We start from the raw sequence: 19,027 nt of genomic DNA, 5'->3' as shown, positions 1-19,027 counted from the left end.
TTTCCTCAATTCGAATCAGTGCGCAGGCCGCGGCGCTCGCGGTCCAGCAGCATCTCGGCTTTGATCCGGCGGATCAGGGGCCCTGCCAGCCGTTTGGCCAACTCCTCCAGTTGGTCGGGGGTTGCGGCTCCCAGTGGGCCGGGCGCTCTCGCCGTCGACCGCTCGGTTGCCGGAGGGGTTCCGTCCTCGGCGGCCGCGGTGCTTACCGCAGGCGCTTGGCTGCGGGCCTCAGCGGGAGAAGACGCAGCGGAAAACTCAGGCGGGGCGCTTACCTGCCCGGTTACGGGCGGCACCGCAGCTTCCGCCGCCTCGGGCAGGCTGAGCCGCTGAACAGTGTCGTTGTAATCCTGCGCCTGACCCGGGCCGCCAGGTCGCGGAACCGAGGCAGCGAGCGTCAGAATGACGGGGGCCTGGGTGCGTGAAGCAACCATGCCGTCACCGGTGCTTCCGCGGGGATGAAGCAGCGAAGGTGAGTGACTTGCGCGGGCGGGAATGGCTCCGGTGAGGTGCACGGTGCGCTGAAGTGGCTGTACGGCCAGAGGCTGTTCTTGCCGAATAACACTTCCGACGGCGGCACTTGGCCCGGGCTTTTCGCCCAAGTCACCCAGCGGCGGCACTTCGGTGTGATCAAAGTCAGTAGGAACGCTGTCCCGGGGCTGGTAGCCAGTATCGGGGGCGCGGTGGGAGGCAACGGGCATCCGTTCCAGCTCACTTTCCAGGCCGTCCGCCGTGGCGCTGTAGGCGTCTGGGCCGTCCGTCGCATCTTCGCGGCGGCCCGCAGGATGGCCCGGGACAGTGAGCGCCGGAGGAGCCAGCGGAACGGTCTGCGCCGCAGGCTGCTCAACGGCCGCAGGGATTGCCGTCATGCGCTGCCAGACCGCGGCCCTCAAACCACTGGGCAGGGGCCGTGAAGCGCGTAAGGCGGACCCAGCAGAAGCGGTACCGGTTGCCTGATCTGCACGCTGAACCGTTCCGGCCGACTGCACCGCGGATGTTGGCGTGCCCCTGGTGCCAGGGGGTTCTGAAGCTGCGGCCGGCGCCCGCGGAGAGCTGTCAGGGGCGACCTGCCCCGGCCCCGGTAGATCTGTCCCGGCCGACAACTCGGCTGACCCCGTCTGCCCGTACTCGAACCTTTGAACTGGCATCGCGTTTCCGGCGGGTACACCGCTCCGCATCGACTGCCTTGAGGACCCGGTTTCGCCAAAGAGACGGCGGCTTAGGGCGGGCGCCTCGTCAGGAGCGGACGAAGGGATACTCCCGGTTTCCACCAGGCTTGCCGCCGAATGTGGCGAGTCGTCGGGCGGCTCGTCGGGCTGCAGCATCGCGGCAACAACTTCCTTTTTCGCTGAGTCGACCGTATCTGAGCCACCCGTCGAAGGGCCGCCGTCCTGGCTGTTGTGTTGTGCCTCTTCATGGGACGCCAGCCGGGTTACGACCGGAAGGTCTGCAGCGCCGTCCCCATGAGAGCGCTGCAAGGGCAGCGCTTCCAAACCGGGTTCTCCTGACGGCGACAGCGAGGGCAGAGGCAAGGCATCCGAGATCAGCTGCGCCGAAAACTCTTCCGCGGACGCCGGCCGCGACTGCTGCAGCATCCCAGATGCCTCGCTCCCGGCGGCCTCGCTGGGCCATGGGCTTTCCTCGCCAACCCGGTTTGGGTTCGCGGCATTTGCGTCGGCCTCTGTGGCGGTGCCGTTGCCCAGGGCGGCACCGTCATCGCTACCCTCGACGCCCGATTCCGATGGCAGGCTCTCAGCCGACTTCGCTGCTTCAGACTGACTGGGTCCCGGGGTGGCCGTTGCTTCCGCAAATGTGCCTCCGCCCGAATGTGCGGCGGACGCCCCTAGGTCCAGCCTCCGCTGTACGGGGGCCGCCTCGGCCGGACCGGGCGTCCGCTGCACCGGCACGACGGCACCCAGACCGAATCTAGCCGCTGGCGCGGGCATGTCAGTAAATTCAGGCTGCGAGAACGACAGGGGCCTCCCAAGTCCTAGCCGGCTCGGGTACACAGGAGGCAGCGGTGCCGGGACCGAAGTCCGTTCGGTAGGCCTGTCCTCGGCGGCGCGCTGTACGGCTGGCGGGACAGGCAGGGACACGTATGTGGCACTTCCGTCCGAGCCGCTATCCGCAGAGCTTGGCCGGAGCGGAGGCACGATGTCCCAGCCGGTGTTGGCAGATGCGGGCGTGTCCCAGTCAGCAATCCGGTCTTCGGCTGCCAATTCTGCGCCGGGATTGGCCGCCTCCGCAACCGCCAGCGGAAGCACTGGGTCTTTGGTGTCGCCGTCCCGAACTTGGACGCCATGCGCAGGAGGAACCTGGGCGGGGGCTGCAGCCCTTTGCACCGCTGCCGCCGTTGGCAACGGGGACGGCGGTTCCCCAGCCAACTTCCCGCCGTCACCAACCTCCAATTCCGGTGCCGGCCCAGCATCGTCCTCCGCCGGCAGGGCGGGACGGGGTTCGGCCTCGGGCACCTCCAGGTCGGCCCGCGCCGGCACAGACGGAGCCGCCGGAGCAGCCTCGGCTGGGGCGTCCGTAGCCACCGTGGTGCGCTGCACCGCCGTCGTAGGTCCGCCCCCCGTGCGTGAACGGACGGGGGGAACGAGCAGAGTCATCTCCAGCGGCTGCGAACTGTACGCTTCCCCGGTCGCCGTGCCGCCGCCGTCGACGTCTATCACCCCTGGGGGCGCGTCTGCCGTGACCAGATGACTCATGGCTCCGGTAAAGGAGGGGTTAGTCCAGGCCGAAAGGGAACCGGCGAAGCGTTCCGGGCGGTGCGCCAGTTCCATGGGGCCGATGGTGCGCTGGAGCGGAGGCAGGAAGGCCCAGCCAGCGGGCGGTACCGGAAGCGGCGGCACCACCGGTGGTGGTGCCGCCCCGGACACGGACGTGACGGACCCGGCTTCGGAGCGCTCGCGTTGCCAAGGCCACCGCACGGTTCAGCGCTCCTGTGAAAGCCGGGTGTTGATTCCCGCAATTTCCCGGACATAGCGGAGCCGCTGGCCGTGTTCCAGATCGAGGATGTCGTCAAGGGGCCAGTGGAAGTGATAGGCCACGTAGGACACCTCCTCATAGATCCGGTCCGGTGCGTACGTCATGATTCCCCCAGGCGGCCACCAGCGAGGTCGGCGGTGAAACGGTGAGAGCATTCTGGGCAGGTCACGGCGATCCGCGTGTGGCCCTCGGCGTTGATCCTGCGGTAGAAGTCCTGGAGGAAAGCGACGTCGGAGGCGAACATGTTCTCCACGACGGCGGACGTGACTGCCCCCAGCGTGCCGAGCGAGGTGATGACTCTGCCCAAGAGGACGACTGTCGTGTACGCCGCGTTCTCCTGGACCCGGGCATCGTAGAGCGGCAACAGTTCGTCCCTGGCGGTGGCCAGGCGCATGACCCCTGTCTTGTGGACGGTGCCGTCCTGGTCAACGTAGCCCCTGGGAAGCTCAAAGTTAAACTCGGTGCGGAGCGGCTGTCTGTCGGTTTGGCCGGGTGGCGTCCTTGACGGCCCGGGACTGTCAGCCTCCAAGTCAAGCAACACAGCCACACCGTGTGTCCGTTGCATCATGAGATGGTCGATTCGTCGTAGCAGATGACGAACCTCTCGGTGGCCTGTTCCGTGGCGCCTGCCTTGAGCGAATTCAGCTCTACGCTCTTTACCCAGCAGTTCACGAAGTTGTACGTCTTGAGCGTTTCACCCTTGTAGTCGAGCAGGGCGACGGCGGCGGTCTTGCGGGCACCCGCCACGTCGCCTTCCATGACCGTCTTGAGCCAGTCAGTAATGGTCTTGCTTTGCGTCAAACCACGTGTGACGGTCAGCTCCCCTGCCTTGGGCCGGCCGATCAGCTGGCGGACCACATATTTCCCGTCTTTCGTTTGCTGCTTCAGCTCGATCTTGTCGACCTCGGTCTTGAGGCCGCTTACCTCGATCACCCTCGGAACCTCGATCCCGTCAATGGTGACCGTGAATCCATTCGCTGATGAGTTGTCAAAATCGCCGAGGGCCATGGTCTTGCTCCTTTTGAACTGGAAGTTATTCGCTCACGAGGCTGGTGCCGCCCGAGAACTGGGACAGCTGGAAGATGACGAACTCGGCCGGCTTCACCGGAGCAACGCCGATCTGGCAGACCACCTGGCCGGCGTCGATCCCCTCCGCCGGGTTGGTTTCGGCGTCGCATTTGACGAAGAACGCCTGCTCGGGGGTGACGCCAAAGAGGGCGCCCTTACGCCATTCGTTGGTCAGGAAGGCGCTGATGGTCCTCCTGATCCGTGCCCAGAGGGCAGGGTCGTTCGGTTCGAAGACGGCCCACTGGGTGCCCTGGAGGATGGATTCCTCGAGGTAGTTGAAGAGCCGCCTGACGTTCAGGTAGCGCCATTCGGCGTCACTGGACAGGGTGCGTGCGCCCCAGACGCGGATGCCGCGGCCGGGGAAGGTGCGGATGCAGTTGACGCCAATGGGGTTGAGCAGTTCCTGCTCGGCTTTTGTGATTTGGGTCTGCAGGCTGGTGACGCCGCGGACGACCTCGTTTGCGGGAGCCTTGTGCACGCCGCGGGTGTCGTCGTTGCGGGCCCAGACGCCTGCCATGTGGCCGGAGGGCGGGACGAACCTGTTCGTGCCGGTGGAGGGGTCGAAGACCTTGACCCAGGGCCAGTAGAGCGCCGCGAACTTGGAGTCGAAGCCTCCGCCGTCCATCCGCCAGTCTTTGATCTGCTGCGCGTTCAGGTTGGGCGGCGGGTCGATAATCGCGACGCGGTCCCCCATCAGCTCGCAGTGGGCGATCGCGGCCAGCTGGACGGCTTTGAGCGTTTCACCATCGATGGAGCCCTGCTCGTAGGCAGCCATCAGGTCCGGGACGGCGACCATGGTCACCTCGTCCACCGCCTCCAGCCCGCTGAAGCCGGTGCGGTCTGCGGCGTCGCCGACGTAGTTGTCCGCGTTCAGTTCGTCGGCGGTGGGTGGCTCGGGTTCGGGTTCGGGCTGGACCAGCTGGATGGTGCCCTTGTCCGGCTTGACCAGGGCGCCGCCGGTGGCGACTTCCTCAATGGTGACGATTTTTGATTCCGCGCTGACCTTCGTGGCCGCATTGTTGGGACCCCGCTTGGTGGTGACGTTGTCCCAGACCTCAGGCGGCTTGCCCTCCACCGTGATCACAATCTTGAACTGGTCCTCTGACGGGTTCTCTCCGCCGGCGTCGGCTATCTCCACGGAGACAGGCTTCGGGTTGGCCGCGTTTGACTTGGCGGTCAGACGGTAGCCTCCCAGTTCGGCCGTCGGGGCGGCCGTCACGGCCTTCGGAGCCTGCTGCTTCGGCTTCTCTTCGCGGGCTCCGTCGCCCCCGATGCGGACGACGTAGCAGTTGCCGCCCCCGTTGAGGAAGTAGCCGTACACGGCATGGGCGAGATACGAGCCGGGGACGAAGTCCCCGAAGGTCTCGGAGAACTGTGTCCAGTTGGAGACCAGGGTGGGCTGGTTGTCAGGGCCCTTGGATGCCAGTCCGACGAACGCAGCAACGGCGGTGCCTACGCCTTCGATGGGCCGCGTGCCTGCCTCAACCTCGTTTACATACACACCCGGCGAAAGATAGTTCGGCATTTCGTCTCCTCGTTGAACCCAAAACGTGGTTCAAGGGTCACGCGGAGACGGGGTGCGGCGGTACGGCTATGCGGATGCGCTCACGGGAAGGGTGGAGTGCACGAAGGGGCAGAATGGAGGAGCAGCGCCTAGGTGTACTCAGCCAATTGGTTGGTTGCACCTGCTGATCGGTGGTTTGGTTCCGGGGCTGCTGTGTGGCCGGTGGTTGTTGTAGAAGTTTAGCCATGGCTGCAGAGCGTCCGTGCGCGCTTGATTGGACGTGAAGGGTTGCCCGTAGGCCCAGCCTTCTTGGAGAGTGCGGTTGAAGCGTTCTGCTTTACCGTTCTGCCAGGGGTGACGGGGCTTGATCAGGATGTGTTTGGCGTCCAACGCAGTGATTGCCTCCTGGAAATCGCGGGAGAGCCGGTAGCTGAAGGCGTTGTCAGTCATGACGCGTTTGAGTGGTGCACCGTTGGCTGCCATGGCTGCTGCCGCCCGTGTGAGGAATCCGGCGCAGGTCAGGGCCTTTCTCGTCAGACAGGACCTCGGCGTAGGCGAAGCGGGTGTAGTCGTCCACGGCGACGTGGACGTAGTCAAAGCCCAGGTTTCTGCCCGAGGAGCGGTGGTTGGCCGGGCTCTGGGAAGGGTCGGCCTGCCAGCCGCCTCCCTCGGGGATGCGCCCGGGTTTCTTGACGTCGACGTGGATCATGTCGCCCGGTGCGTCGCGTTCGTAGCGGCGGTCAGTGGCTCGGGAAGCCCGGATCCGTGTTCCGGTCACCGGGTCCAGGTCCCACAGGCGGGGCATGTCCGCACGGGCCAGAATCCGAGAGACCGTCCGGGCGCTGGTGCCGCAGCGCAAGGCCAGGTCCATTGGGCCTTCGCGGTGCTCCACGCGCTGGGTCAGGACGTCGGCAACGACTTCCATCGGAGTGGCATGCGGGCATGATTTTGGTCTGGAGCTGCGATCCTGAAGGCTGTCCCAGCCGTGGGCCCGGTATCGACTGATCCAGCGGTGGGCACAGGTCCGCGAGACGCCGATTTCCCTGGCTACATGGGCAGTCGGACGGCCGCTTAGAACGCGTTCGACCAGGATTCGTCTACCGGTCGGGGTCAGGCGGGCATTACGGTGGAGCATGAAGACCTCTTAGTCACTGGCTGTGTGTGGTAACCACCAACCTAAGAGGTCTTCACCTATTCACGATGTAACCAACGTCCTGACTGAGTACACCTAGACGCGCGCGTGGCGTTCTGCGAAACGGGAAGCTCGTGCCAGTTGAGGTAGCCGCCGGACACCTCGGACGGATTTCTACAGAATCGTGGTTAAATCACTTTGTAGGGCTCATCCGGTGCCTTGTGGGGCTTGCCTTCGCTCACTGTCCACCCGGGAAGTGCTGAGCGCAATTCCGCCCAGGATTTGAAGTTGCCGACGCGCTCCGGGTCGTAGAGATCCACTCCGGTGCAGTCCAAGTGAAGCTGAACGTCAGGGCTACCTCTTCGTATCCGTTCGCCTGCTGACAAGAGACTGGATGCACACGACGGGCAGGGCGAGAGGCCCTTCATCTTGACGTCTACAGAAACGGCATCTCCTTGAACGGGTCCTCCCGCGCCGAGAACACCGGCGGCATGGAATTCGGCATGGCTTCTGTTCATGTGCCGCACGGCTCGCCCAGACGTTCCGACAATTTGGAGAGTTCTGCTGCCGGGGGCAGGCCGGCCTATGAAGGCACCCCCTGACGTCGCAACCTGGCCTGGCTCCATGACGACTTCTCCCCTGTCATCCAGCACGACCTTGCCGCTCTTGTCCTTCAAGGCCTGCTTGCCGAAATTGAGCCGTGATAGATCGGGGGGTTCCCTGAACTCAACGGTGATTAGCGCCGCGACTTGCGCACGGCGTACAAGTCCTGCCGCCCAGCTTGCCAGTCTTGCGATGATTTTGGAAGGACTGGCTGTCGCGATGATAGGTCTTGATCCGTCCTGAGCTTCGGGGCCTAATTCGAGATTCTTTAGGCCGGCAGGCCTAAGCTCGCTGAGTATGTCGCGGAGCGTAGTCACGCCGGCTTGAATGTTTTTGATGTGAGCGAGACGTGCCGTCACTTCCCGTCTCGCGAATACTTTGACGTTGTCAGCCTGCTTTGCCCCAGGCGCCAGCTTGGATTGGCGGTTCCCGGCCAATCGCTTAGCTCCAGCGGTCGCCCAGTCCTTGCCCGCAGCCACCTTCCCCTTCACCTTTCCCGCGAATCCCTTGATCCCACGGATAATCGGCCCGGCGAGTTTGAGGCCGGTCTTGATCACGAAATCGAGGGCCTGGTTGACCGGCTTCTGGAGCTTCTGGATGATCTCGCGGATCTTCTGGCCGATGCCACCCAGACCGATCGCGCTGGCCAGGAATCCGATGAGGATCGGGACCATCTGGCCGAGGACATCGTTGATCTTGTTCACCACGCTGCTGACATTGCCCCGCACGACGTCGGCGACCGAATCGATGACGGTGTTGACGAACTTCATGATCCGCTCGGCATTGTTGACGAAGAACATCACGACGTCGTAGATCAGCTTGCAGGCCTTGATGAATGCCGCCGCCGGGTTGAGCAGACCGATCAGCCAGGTGATGCCCGCTGTGATGATCTTCGTAATGACGAAATCCTTGACCTGTTCTAGGATCATGTCCTTGATGTTGCCGAGCTTTTCCAAAAGCATCTGCCACAGGCCAGCAAGTCCCTGGCTGGCGAAGACCTGGAAGATATGCACGCCCTTCTCCACAGCGGCCATCGCCGGCTCGCCGATCTGCTTGACGATCCGGTTGCGGATGTTGGCCCAGGTCAGCCCGAAGATTGAGGCGAGAAGCTTGATGATGCCCTTTATGTCGAAGGTGTCCGGAATCTCGACGCCGCCCTCCGCCAACGCGCCGAAGAGCCAACCCATCAGGCCCTTCTTGAGGTGGCCGAGGATGTTGTCCATGAACTTGAGGATGCCGCCCTTGACGCCCTCGATCAGGTTCCCCAGGAAGGCAACCGGATTCTTGATGATGTCTCCGACGACGCCTGCCGCCCGGGAGAGCACGTTCTTGAGCATCGCAGCAAGTTCCCGGATGGTGTTGATGATCCCCTTGATCGCACCCATCGCCTTGTCCACGAGACCCTTGTTCTCAGCCTGCAGCGCCTCGATCCGATCATCCAGCCCCTTGCGTGCCTCGACATACTTCGTCGCCAAGGCGTCGACCACGGACTCCTGCTTCGCGTTGACGTCACTTTCGAGCTGGGAAAACTTGTCGCCGATCTCCTTGGAGGCCTCGGCCCCGACCTTCTGCAGGTCGGCCGGGAGCCCCTTGACGTAGGAGGCGATCTCGGCTTTGCCCGCGGCGATCCTCTGCTTTGCCTTGGTCAGGTCGCCTCCCACGATGTCCGCCACCTGCGAGATGACGCCGTCCATTCGCTGCAGATACAGCTCGCGGCCGGCCTCGTAAAACTCGTTAACCTTCGGCGGCATGCCCGCGATCTTGTCCTTGAGCCAGCGGTACCCGCCCAACCAGCCGCCGTACCGGTCCTTCTTGTACGCGGACATCTTTGCCTCGACGTACGCCTCGAACGCTGACCGGGCGCCGGCCTCGCCCTTTTCGAACGCAGCTTCTACCTTCGGGTCGATCCCGTCGAGGATTTTCTTCACGTCGGTTTCGGTGGCCGCGAAGATGCCCTGGACTTTCGCCGTGACCTCGGCGCGCTTTGCCTCGTCCTTGGACTTGGTCTTGCCCTTGTCCGCGACCAGGTTGGCCAGCGCCGCTGCCTTGGCGCTCTGCATTCCCGTTACACCCGCCGCAGTCTCCGCTGAAGCCTCCGCCTTGCCCTGCTGGAGAACCTGCTGCTCCTGCTGGCGGAATTCCACAGGTGCTGCCTGGGCATGCTCAGCAGCGGACCGCTTGTCAGCAAGCCCCTGCTGGAACTCCGGCTCGTTGGACTGCGCCAACTGCTGCTCGGTCACCTCGGCGTCCGCCATCTCCTGATTGGCCTGATGGGGTCCGGCCGCAAGGTTGACCTGTTCGGCGGGCGCCGGCTTAGGCACGGCTCCGGCGGCCGGAACGGGCGCTGCCTGTCCGGGCTGTTCCTGGGCCATCGGTGTGACCGGCTTCGGGACAGCCTTCGACTGGTCTGGTGGGGCCGCCGTGGCCGCTTCGATGTCCTTGGCCTGGCCCTCTTTGCCCTGCGTGACGAGTCCTTTGACCTGTCCCTTCGCTTCCCCTGCCTTACCGGACTTCTTATACTCGTCGGCCTCCTGAAGTGTCTTCGGGGACTTCGAGTCGATGGCCGCCTTGACCGCAGCGATAAACGCCTTCTTGTCGAAGGAACCGGCCTGCTGGGCGTCCATGGCGTCGACCTTGGCCGCCTTGGCCTGGCCGGCCACGTCGTCGGAGGGCGGAAGCGCGGCCGCCTGGGCTTCCCTCGCCTTGGACGCAGCGGGAGGATGTGCCTTTCGCGACTGGGCGAAACCACTGATAGTGCCGGTGACCTGTCTGAAGGCGGGATCCTCCTCGGGCCGCACCGGAATTGGAGCCACGGGCGGCTGCAAGAGTTTGTCGGCAGGCAGCGCTAGAGGTACCACCGTGAGTGGGACCGCGGCCCCGAGAACTGGCGCCGCCGCGGCGGGAATCTTCCCATCCCTGGAGCTCATGCTCGTGCCGCCCGTTTTGGCTCCGGCGGCTTTACCAAGGGGGCTGACAGCGGGCACCGGTTTAGGCGGCGGCACCGGTTTCTTCCCAGCTACCTGCCCGGGACCGAATCCCGTCCTTGTCACCGCCAAGGCTGCGGCGGGCGGCTTCGGCCCCTCCAGGTCCACGGGCACTCCGGCGGTGCTTGCGGCCTTGAGGCCCTGTTAACCGTGCCGATGGCGGGTTCGCTCTTCCGGACCTCCGTCAGTGCTGCGTCGATATCAGCAACAGCCTGCTCTCCCGGCGATTTCTGCCTGGCCGCCATGAGCGCACCGACCGCGGCGTTGCCTGCCTGCCGCTGCAGTACCAGCACGGCACGGGGATCGACGCTGAGTTTGGAAGAACGGGAGGCCCCGCGCCGGCCCGCGGTCAGTGCACCGTTGACCTGACTACTCTCCGTGCCCGCGGCCCAGCGCGAAGCAGTAGGACCGGCCCGCTGCGCCGGAACCTTCCCCCCGTGGCTTTGAAAAGCAGTCGACATGGCCTGGGCCGGCCGGGTCAGCCGGGCTCTTCCTCTTCGGCTTCATCACGCTGGACCGGCGCACCGGCCATGAAGGAACCCTGCGCCGTGTCTTTTTCCTCTTCCTCGTCCTCGCGCTGGACGGATGCATCGCGCTGTACGACGGCGGCATCCCCCGTTTCTCGCTGGGCCGTGGCCGCCACCGCCGGAATGGACATGGCCCGTTCGGCCGTGGCTGCCGCCTCACGTTCGAAGCGGTCGGATGGATCACTGACCCGCACCCCGGTGCCCGTCGCCGTCCCATCAACCGGCCCGCTACGCTGCTGGACCACATGGGTGAGCTCATGGGCGAGCATAGTCCGGCCCGCGTCCGTGCCCGGGTCATACTTGTCCCGCTGGAAAACGATGTTGGAGCCGACAGTGTAAGCATGCGCGTTCACTGAAGTAGCTGAATCATGGGCGGCGTCGCCGGTATGGACACGGACGTCCGAGAAGCTGTGGCCCAGGCGGCCCTCCATGTCGGCCCGCACCGGCTCCTCCAGAGGCTGGCCGCCTCCGGACGAGACGACGTCGAGCACGGGTGACCGTTCCTCTTCTGCGAGGCCGCGGACGCCGCTGTTGCCGACGGCGCGCTGAAGCGCCAGGATGCCCCGGGATCCGACGACGTCGGTCCGGCCGGCTGCCGCCGCCCGGAACAGAACGGCGGAGTCCGCAGTGTCCGCGCGCGCAGGCTTGGTCCGCAGGCTGTCGACATCGGTCTGTTCATGGTCATGGCTGAGCATCATGCATCCCTTTTCGTCGGACCTACACCGACGATGCCCCGTGCCTAGCGGGGCTACAAGCGCCACCACGGCGCCGCCAGGGGCAGCCGTTGCTGCCCAAACGGGCAGGATGCCGGACCTGAGCGCGCCCTCACTCAGCCACCCGGCCTGCCCCCGGTGGAGAGCATTCCCCAGTACGGACCGAATTCACTCTCCAGCATCAGCCGCCCCAGCTTGCGGTACTCCCGCTGCACAGCGGTGACAAGGTGCCTCATGGTCACCGTGCCGCCGTCCTCCGCTGCGAGATACGCTGCGGTGATGGCGGCAGAACGGATGGAACCGCCCGCAAGCTCGAAGGCCTTGCCCAGGAATGCGAGGTCGATGTCCGCCGAGCGGTCCAGCGTTCGAAGGCACCTGTCCCACAGCACACTGCGGTGTGCCGCGTCCGGCAACGGGAAGTCCACCAGGACGTCGAGCCGGCGGGTGAACGCCTCATCGATGTTGGCGCGCAGGTTCGTGGCAAGGACCGCCAGGCCGTCAAACGTCTCCATGCGCTGCAGCAGGTAGGCACTTTCGATGTTGGCGTACCGGTCGTGGGCGTCCTTCACCTCGGAGCGCCGTCCAAAGACGGCGTCGGCCTCGTCGAACAGCAGCACTCCGTTGACGCCCGCCGCGGCAGCAAAAATCCGCTCCAGGTTCTTCTCGGTCTCGCCCACATATTTGTCGACGACGGTGGCCAGGTCCACCACGTAAAGGTCCAGCCCCAGTTCCCCGGCTACCACCTCGGCGGACATCGTCTTGCCGGTCCCCGAATCCCCCGCGAACAGTGCCGCCACTCCGTGCCCGCGGCCAGCTCCGGGACGCATGGACCAGTCGCCGAGCACCCTCTCCCGGTGCTTAGCCCGCAGTGCCACCTCCTGGAGCGCCTGGAGCACGGCGTCGGGCAGAACCAGGTCAGCCCAGCCGACAACCGGTTCCACACGCCGGGCCAGCCGGTCCAGGGCCGAACCGTTCTCACCGCGCGCCCCCGCCCGCAGATGTTCGCTCGTTGCCCGCCCGTTCTCGGCCAGGGTGGCCTGCACAAGAGCGGCTCCGGCAGCGCGGACAACCTGCTCTGGCCGCAGCCTGAAAGCCGATGTCGCTGCCTCCACGTCCAGCCCGTTGGGAGGCCCAAGAGCCGCCCGCCACAGGTCCAGTCGCTCGCCGGAAGAACTAGCGGGAACGTCAACCAGCAGCGGCGGCCGGCTGGTCCACGCTGGGTCCCACCCGGAGTCGCCCACCAGCAGCACGGGCTGGGGTTCGGCGTGCAAGGCCTCCAGCACTGCGGGATGCCCGGAAACCGCGGCCAGGGGGGCCGCCACAAGCCCTGCACCCCTCAGCCTCGCCTCCCGCACTGCGGCGTCCACCAGTGCAAGCGGTTCACGTTCATTCGCGAGACGGCCCAGATTGAGGTAGATAGCCGGATAGCCGCCGGAACGAAGTGCCTCCGCCGCGAGAATGCGCCCAGATCCCGTGGCAGGTTCCCGCAGGTAGGCAAGCCTTACGCCCGCCTTGAGCGCCCTTGCCAGTGGACCCGGATCACCCCATTCAACTTCTGGCTGGGCGGCCAGGACTGCGGCGAGCGCGGGCTCGGGGGCATCGTCACCCAGCAGGTGCCCGACAACGCGGTCCGGCACCCGCAGCGCCCTGCCAGGCAGCGGGCGCTCCGGATCCTCGACGACCAGCAGGCCGCCCGAAATGAGCGGGCCGGACAACAGCCGGGCGCGGGCGCCGGCGGATGAAAGCGGTTCGCCACAAAGCGCCAGCGCAACGGCGACTGACGGGCGGCGCCGCGTGACGTCGTCGTTCAGGTAGCCGAAGAACTGTTCGAAGCGCGGGTCCAGGTCCGCTGCGAGCGCCACCAGCAGAAGGTCAACGTCGAGAGCCGATAACCCGAAAGTGTCTGCGAGCCCCCGCAGCCTCAGCGGGTGACCTGCCCCCTGGGCAGCGTCAGCCAGCGCTTCACATTCGCGTTGCCGTGCTGTGGCTGCACCGGGCCACCCGTCGCTGCTATCCTGCAGAGAGGACTGCGCACCCTCAAGCAGGCGGTCCACCGCTTCTTCGCTGAGATAAAGCCCCCGGAACGGGTCGTCCGGTTGCGGATCATCCGCTCGCCGCAAAGCCACCAGTGCGCGAATGCGCTCCTCGACTACGCCAACTCTTCCCAGAATGTGCGCAAGGCTCGGATTCTGCCCCATGCAGGGATCACCGTGCCTGCCGCTTGCCGTTGCCCCGGGCGGACGCCGGCGGTGCAACGTGCTGGTGACGGCCTACGTCGGCTCCGCCATCCAGGAGGTCTGCCATGTCAAGGTGCGTGCCTTGCGACGCCGGCGGGCCGGCCTGGTAGACGATGCCGGTGTCGACGGGCGCGATGACCACGATGTCGAGCGAGGGCTTCAGCTCCCCGCCCAACGCGGACCACACGTCGGCGAACGCACGATCCTCCGGCGGGGGAAGCCCCACGGTCAGCGGTACTGCGAGCCCGGTTTCCGCCAGCTGGCCGACCACGAGCTCGTCAGGCAGGGCTTCGTACTTGAGGAAGCACCGAAGCAGCTGGTCGAGGAGCCGGTGCTCGTCCTCCGGCCTTTGCGTCCATGCCGTGACAAGGTAGGACAGCTTGTAATGACGGGGCGCCGGGCGGCGGGTCCGGACATGGCCGTCCTCGCCGCGCTGCTCCGATAACCCCCGCTCCCGACGGCGGACGTCCTCGCGGATGTCGTATAGGTACAGATTGACCGTCGGCGCATTGCGGCGTGCAGCCCAGTCCTTCGTCGGTGCGTCAAAGACGACGTCGACTTCCGAACCGCTGAGAGCGTCATTCCGGATGAGTGTGCGCAGCGCATCATCCACTTGGGCAATCACGCGACCGCCGCCGTCGGCCTGGCGCACGGCAGCTGCGGCCGCGCCCCAAAGGCGCGACCCGCCGTCGTAATCGCAACTGCTGGTCTTGGTCGGGACAACTGATGACTCCCCCGTTTGCCGGGACATACGGTCCGCCACGAGGCGGACCGTATGTCCACGGTGATCGACACTGCGAACGGCCGGTACCCGGAGCGGGGCAGGCGTCCGGGAAGCACCCCATACCCCTTCGGGCAAGCGCTTAGATCAGCCCCTCGCGGAGTGCGTACGCCACGGCATGGGACCGGTTGCGCAACTGGAGCCGCGTGGTCACGTCGTGCACCACGTTTTTCACTGTGCGTTCTGAATACGCGAGCTTCCGCGCGATCTCACATGTATCCAATCCGTCCGCCAGCAGACGCAAAACCTCCACCTCTCGCGGAGCAAGACCGGTGAACATGATCCCGCGGGGACCAAGGACGTGGCGCTGCAGCTTCCCGACCTGATCCAGCAGGCGGCCGAGCAGATCGGGCGGCACACTGCCCTCCCCTGCAGCGGCGGCCAGGATGACAGAGATGAGGCGGTCCGGCGTCGCTTCACTGCGACGCACTATCCCCACCACCCCTGTTTCCACCGCCTTTACTAGGTCGCCGTCGTCCAGGCGGCCCGCCACAAGGACTGCCCGGGCGGCGCCCTGCCGCTGCACAATGCGAAGCAGGGTCAGTGCGTCTTCGTCGACTGAATCTGCCACCAAGACGACGACTTTCGCCTCGGCGTTCGGTGCCCGCACCACGCGGACTTCGGGACGTGCCCGCAACTCGCTGGCGACTCCGGCTTCGGAAATCGGATCGCGCGCGTGGACTTTCACAGTTATCGGTTCCATGATTCCTCCCCTGCTACCTGTAACGGCCGCGGACCAGACCGGTAGCCCCACCAGCTTCACGTACCCGAATTTTGGCAGTCCGCTGCCCTGAATTTAGCGGATGCTTCTCTTCGTGCAGTCAACAAGGGCTCAACGGGCAACCGCCGTGCCCTGAAGTCCGGCCGGGCGTCATGCTGACCGTCATGTCCGGCCCCGTAACCTCTGAGAACTTGCGGGCGCACTTGCCGATGCGCTCGGCTCCGGAGGAGAAGCTATGAGCACCACTGCATCGCTTGACACGCCCCGCCTGAGCCTGGAGGCCGGTGCCGAGGGGGCTTCCCATCTGACTCTCCGCAACGACAGCGACGTCGTCGAGGAGTACGCTCTTCGGGTTGTGGGCCCGGCAGAGCCCTGGGCCGAAATCCTGCCAGACCGCGTTTCGCTCTATCCCGGACAGGACACCACAGCAACGGTGACATTCAAACCTTCCCGGTCCGCTTCCATCCCCGCTGGTGACTTCATATTTGGAATCCACGTGCTGCCCACCGAGCATCCTGAGGACGCCGTGCTGCCGGAAGGGGTTGTCGAGGTACTCCCGTTCCTTGAGACGACAGGTGAACTCATGCCGCGCATGTCCCGGGGCAAGCGCGGGGCCAAGCACCATGTCGCCCTCGACAACTGGGGAAATGTCCCCGTCACCGTGGATCTGGCGGGGTCTGACCCCGGCGACCTGCTTGAATTCGAGTTGGAGCCCCCGGAACTGACAATCGAGCCGGGCACGGTTCAGTTCACGGCAGTCCGTGTTCGTCCCGCAGAGAAGATTTGGAGCGGCACACCTGCCACGCGCATGTTCGCGGTGACAGCGACGCCGGAGGACGGGCCTCCCGTTCTGCTCGACGGGAGCCACGTTCAGGACCCCGTACTGCCGTGGAGAACAATCAAGGCAGTGCTTTTTCTCCTGTTTCTGGCCACGGCGCTGACGGTGGCCTGGCACCTTTCGGTCGAGTCTGTCAGGCTGAGCGAACCCACGAAGCCGGTCGCGCCCCAGGGGGCTGCCCTTAACGTCCTGCCGTACGGGATTCAGTGATGCCAACAGGTCCCGCACTCCGGGTCGGAGATACGGCGCTCTGCCCCTTGTCCGACGGTCCCAAGCCCCATGCCGGCGGGCCCGTCACGCCGGCCGCCGGGGTGCCAACTGTGCTGATCGGCGGGATGCCTGCTGCAGTGGCGAACGCCCTTCCCGGCGGAATTGTCTGTGTTTCTCCGGCACCGAACGGGATCGCTATGGGCAGCCTGACGGTGCTCATAGGTGGCTTCCCTGCCGCCCGGGTGGGTGACCTAAGCCTCCATGGCACGCCCGTTACGCCAGGCCCCGGGTGTCCAACGGTAGTCATCGGGGGTTAGAGCGGTTGGTTGGCGGCCCTGCCCCCTATTCCCCGGCGGCGGCCGTTTCGGTCGATGGAGCGGGCGAAGAGGAACCATCCGAGCCACCCTCCGGAACCTGCTCTTCCTCAGCAGCAGGCGAGGTGGAGCCATCTTTGCCGTCCGTTGTCTCTGGCGGGCAGACTGCCGAAGCGGGCAGGGTGTCGATGGCGGGCAGGCTGAGTTTCACGGTGACGAAGTTGTTGTTCTCGTCCGCTTCTTCGATGCTCTTAAGTGGGTCGGCCGTAATGGTGACCTCGTGAAATTGCCCTAAATCGGTAGGCCGAATGTTGACCCGGACTTCCGCGGGCTTCAGGTCCGGGCTCGCCTCAAGATGCCTCTCCTCATTCAGCCCAGCATCAGCCGCTAACGTTTTACTTTCGATTTGTACCTGTACCGACGGGATCCCCTGCCCCTGGGTGCGCAGGTCGATCCAAACGAACAGGCAGGCAGCGGTTTCGGTTGGGTTGCTTGAACCCACTGCGCACTCTTGCGGGGCAACAACGCTAAGGTCGGGCTTTTCCTGAGGAGCGGCAGTCGGGGTCTGCGACGGCGATGGGGTGTTCGCTTGGGTCTCCGTCGATGGAGCGACGTAGGGCTGGCACACGAGCGGGTCCGGCTCTTTGCCCCCGGTGCCGCCGCCACCCGTACCTCCCCCGGTGCCGCCGCCACCCGTACCTCCCCCGGTGCCGCCGCCACCCGTACCTCCCCCGGTGCCGCCGCCACCCGTACCTCCCCCGGTGCCGCCGCCACCCGTACCTCCCCCGGTGCCGCCGCCACCCGTACCTCCCCCTCCGGATTCACCGCCACCAGAGTCACCGCCACCACCCGGTGTCGTCGAATCTGTCCCGGGAACAGGCGTTTGACTAGCCGGACCCGTTCCGCCGCTGGTTGCACCGCCCGCGGTCCCCACCGGCGTTGCACGGGTGGTCAAGTCGGGTACCCGCGGACCGCAGGCGGCGAGCGCAAGCAGCATGAGTAGAACCAACGCGATACGCCAGCGTTTTCCATAACAACTCATCCGCGCACACTCCGCTCCGACCGAAGCCAGCCAGTTGGCATCTACTGCGGCGGTCCATTCGTCACACCGCAGCCAGTTGGCATCCATCGTGCGTCGCTTGTCCCGGGCATCCGTGCCCAAAGGGGCAGTTATCGGGGCAGCCTTGCGGCCTCGTAAATGGTGTGCCGTCAGCTACTCCGGCTTCTTCGCCCGGCTTGGCTGCACCCGCGGCGGCTCGCCCGGCATCTTGGGATAGTCCGGCGGGAACGGCAGCTCACCGAGCCCGTTCTTGACGTCGCGCTCCCACCATTCGAGCAGCGTGTCGATCGTCCCCGGTTTTGCGTGCATATCCGTCCACGGGTCCCCCACCGTTTTCAGCCTGTCCGGGACAGTGAGGATGGTGAAGTTCTTGGGCCTGACGTCCGCCAGCTCGTCCCAGGTGATGGGGCAGGACACGGAAGCGTGCGGGAGGGCGCGGGGGCTGTAGGCTCCGGCGATGGTGCGGTCGCGGTTGGCCTGGTTGAAGTCGACGAAGATGCGCTCGCCTCGTTCCTCCTTCCACCAGTTCGTGGTGACCTTGTCCGGCATGCGCCGCTCGAGCTCCCTGGCGGCAGCGATCACGGCGTGGCGGACGTCCAGGAACTCGCGGGTCGGTTCAATCGGGGCATAGACATGCAGGCCCCGGTTTCCGGAGGTCTTCAGGTATGCGTCCAGCCCTGCCTCGGCGAGCACCTTCCGCAGTTCGAGCGCGGCGGGGATGGCGTCGTCGTAGTCGGTACCCGGCTGGGGGTCCAAGTCGATGCGGAGCTGGTCGGGGTTGTCCGAGTTGTCCGCGCGGGACGGCCAGGGATGAAAAACCACCGTGTTCATCTGTGCTGCCCACACGACCGCGGCCGGCTCGTCGAAGACCAGCATGGGATGCGAGCGCGCACTCGGAAAAGTGACCTTCACGGTGCGGATGAAATCAGGCGCTCCCTTCGGCGGATTCTTGGAGAAGAACTGGTCGCCGTCCACGGTGTCCGAAAACCGCTGCAGCGCCACCGGCCGGTCGCCGTTGGCCCGGATGAACGCCTCCCCCACATCCACGAAGTAGCGCGCCAGGTCCAGCTTGGTCAGTCCAAGTTCGGGCCACAGCACCCGGCTTGGACTGGAGATGCGCATGTCCCGGGGGCCGTCGGGCCCGTCGACACTGATGGTGGTCTGTTCACTGGCCATGGGGACAACCTACCCCGCGCCGCCTCCGGCGTCAGCAGTACGGCCTCCGCGATTCCTGCCCTGATCATCGGTGGGTAGCCCGCTCAGGTGAGTCCCGCCGTCGGGCACGAAGAAACTGTGCCGGCTCTCTGGGCAGCGGCGGGGCCATCTGTAAGGATGAAATCCACCGGG

Annotated in this window: 14 protein-coding genes and 1 pseudogene; 2 read left to right on the top strand and 13 right to left on the bottom strand. The window is 65.6% G+C overall.

The window, feature by feature from the left end; genetic code table 11:
• Positions 1–5: 5 nt before the first annotated feature.
• The 11 genes and pseudogenes from ACHMXB_RS05960 to ACHMXB_RS05910 all read right to left on the bottom strand — a co-directional run bounded on the left by ACHMXB_RS05960 (position 6) and on the right by ACHMXB_RS05910 (position 15,240).
• A complete protein-coding gene (locus ACHMXB_RS05960; protein WP_395403624.1) occupies positions 6–866 on the bottom strand; it encodes a hypothetical protein in 861 nt (286 codons plus the stop codon).
• A gap of 2,067 nt (positions 867–2,933) precedes the next feature.
• On the bottom strand, positions 2,934–3,092 hold the full coding sequence (locus ACHMXB_RS05955; RefSeq protein ID WP_395403622.1) for a DUF6760 family protein: 159 nt from the start codon (positions 3,090–3,092) through the stop codon (positions 2,934–2,936).
• Positions 3,089–3,382 carry a hypothetical protein gene (locus ACHMXB_RS05950; RefSeq protein WP_395403620.1) on the bottom strand — a complete coding sequence of 98 codons (294 nt, stop codon included), beginning with the start codon at positions 3,380–3,382 and terminating at the stop codon, positions 3,089–3,091. Before ACHMXB_RS05950 ends, ACHMXB_RS05955 begins: the two co-directional genes overlap by 4 nt.
• A gap of 170 nt (positions 3,383–3,552) precedes the next feature.
• Positions 3,553–3,996, bottom strand: coding sequence for a phage tail protein (locus ACHMXB_RS05945; RefSeq protein ID WP_395403618.1), 444 nt, complete (start codon positions 3,994–3,996; stop codon positions 3,553–3,555).
• A gap of 25 nt (positions 3,997–4,021) precedes the next feature.
• Entirely contained in the window at positions 4,022–5,581 is a 1,560-nt protein-coding gene (locus tag ACHMXB_RS05940) for a phage tail sheath family protein (protein ID WP_395403616.1), read from the bottom strand.
• Between the two features lie 138 nt (positions 5,582–5,719).
• A pseudogene (locus ACHMXB_RS05935) lies at positions 5,720–6,695 on the bottom strand (IS481 family transposase).
• Positions 6,696–6,880: 185 nt separating this feature from the next.
• The gene (locus ACHMXB_RS05930; RefSeq protein ID WP_395403614.1) at positions 6,881–10,108 is read right to left on the bottom strand and encodes a hypothetical protein; all 3,228 of its coding nucleotides are present in this window, start codon (positions 10,106–10,108) and stop codon (positions 6,881–6,883) included.
• A gap of 649 nt (positions 10,109–10,757) precedes the next feature.
• Entirely contained in the window at positions 10,758–11,504 is a 747-nt protein-coding gene (locus ACHMXB_RS05925; protein WP_395403612.1) for a DUF4157 domain-containing protein, read from the bottom strand.
• A 131-nt stretch (positions 11,505–11,635) separates the two neighbouring features.
• Positions 11,636–13,717, bottom strand: coding sequence for an ATP-binding protein (locus ACHMXB_RS05920; protein WP_395403610.1), 2,082 nt, complete (start codon positions 13,715–13,717; stop codon positions 11,636–11,638).
• 7 nt (positions 13,718–13,724) lie between these two features.
• Positions 13,725–14,507, bottom strand: coding sequence for a DUF4255 domain-containing protein (locus ACHMXB_RS05915; RefSeq protein WP_395403608.1), 783 nt, complete (start codon positions 14,505–14,507; stop codon positions 13,725–13,727).
• A 112-nt stretch (positions 14,508–14,619) separates the two neighbouring features.
• Positions 14,620–15,240: a LuxR C-terminal-related transcriptional regulator gene (locus ACHMXB_RS05910; RefSeq protein ID WP_395403606.1), complete on the bottom strand. Its 621-nt coding sequence runs from the start codon at positions 15,238–15,240 to the stop codon at positions 14,620–14,622.
• A gap of 253 nt (positions 15,241–15,493) precedes the next feature.
• Between ACHMXB_RS05910 and ACHMXB_RS05905 the strand changes: the two genes are divergently transcribed.
• Entirely contained in the window at positions 15,494–16,306 is an 813-nt protein-coding gene (locus tag ACHMXB_RS05905; RefSeq protein ID WP_395403604.1) for a hypothetical protein, read from the top strand.
• Entirely contained in the window at positions 16,306–16,623 is a 318-nt protein-coding gene (locus tag ACHMXB_RS05900; protein WP_395403602.1) for a PAAR domain-containing protein, read from the top strand. The genes ACHMXB_RS05905 and ACHMXB_RS05900 overlap by 1 nt, the downstream gene beginning before the upstream one ends.
• 25 nt (positions 16,624–16,648) lie before the next feature.
• On the opposite strand, the gene ACHMXB_RS05895 is transcribed toward ACHMXB_RS05900, so the two are convergent.
• Together ACHMXB_RS05895 and ligD are read right to left on the bottom strand one after the other, a co-directional pair.
• Entirely contained in the window at positions 16,649–17,122 is a 474-nt protein-coding gene (locus tag ACHMXB_RS05895; RefSeq protein ID WP_395403600.1) for a hypothetical protein, read from the bottom strand.
• Positions 17,123–17,833: 711 nt separating this feature from the next.
• Positions 17,834–18,856 carry a non-homologous end-joining DNA ligase gene (ligD, locus tag ACHMXB_RS05890; protein WP_395403598.1) on the bottom strand — a complete coding sequence of 341 codons (1,023 nt, stop codon included), beginning with the start codon at positions 18,854–18,856 and terminating at the stop codon, positions 17,834–17,836.
• Positions 18,857–19,027 lie beyond the last annotated feature (171 nt).

The sequence above is a fragment of the Arthrobacter sp. UC242_113 genome (assembly GCF_044054585.1).
GTDB lineage: Bacteria > Actinomycetota > Actinomycetes > Actinomycetales > Micrococcaceae > Arthrobacter.
This window is presented reverse-complemented; position numbering and strand designations above follow the sequence as displayed.

What these genes read in the sequence shown, in the direction of transcription:
- ACHMXB_RS05910 (WP_395403606.1), bottom strand. Translation starts at nt 15,240, where the DNA reads ATGGAACCGATAACTGTGAAAGTCCACGCGCGCGATCCGATTTCCGAA.
- ACHMXB_RS05925 (WP_395403612.1), bottom strand. Translation starts at nt 11,504, where the DNA reads ATGATGCTCAGCCATGACCATGAACAGACCGATGTCGACAGCCTGCGG.
- ACHMXB_RS05955 (WP_395403622.1), bottom strand. Translation starts at nt 3,092, where the DNA reads ATGACGTACGCACCGGACCGGATCTATGAGGAGGTGTCCTACGTGGCC.
- ACHMXB_RS05905 (WP_395403604.1), top strand. Translation starts at nt 15,494, where the DNA reads ATGAGCACCACTGCATCGCTTGACACGCCCCGCCTGAGCCTGGAGGCC.
- ACHMXB_RS05960 (WP_395403624.1), bottom strand. Translation starts at nt 866, where the DNA reads ATGACGGCAATCCCTGCGGCCGTTGAGCAGCCTGCGGCGCAGACCGTT.
- ACHMXB_RS05900 (WP_395403602.1), top strand. Translation starts at nt 16,306, where the DNA reads ATGCCAACAGGTCCCGCACTCCGGGTCGGAGATACGGCGCTCTGCCCC.
- ligD (WP_395403598.1), bottom strand. Translation starts at nt 18,856, where the DNA reads ATGGCCAGTGAACAGACCACCATCAGTGTCGACGGGCCCGACGGCCCC.
- ACHMXB_RS05920 (WP_395403610.1), bottom strand. Translation starts at nt 13,717, where the DNA reads ATGGGGCAGAATCCGAGCCTTGCGCACATTCTGGGAAGAGTTGGCGTA.
- ACHMXB_RS05940 (WP_395403616.1), bottom strand. Translation starts at nt 5,581, where the DNA reads ATGCCGAACTATCTTTCGCCGGGTGTGTATGTAAACGAGGTTGAGGCA.
- ACHMXB_RS05945 (WP_395403618.1), bottom strand. Translation starts at nt 3,996, where the DNA reads ATGGCCCTCGGCGATTTTGACAACTCATCAGCGAATGGATTCACGGTC.
- ACHMXB_RS05915 (WP_395403608.1), bottom strand. Translation starts at nt 14,507, where the DNA reads ATGTCCCGGCAAACGGGGGAGTCATCAGTTGTCCCGACCAAGACCAGC.
- ACHMXB_RS05950 (WP_395403620.1), bottom strand. Translation starts at nt 3,382, where the DNA reads ATGCGCCTGGCCACCGCCAGGGACGAACTGTTGCCGCTCTACGATGCC.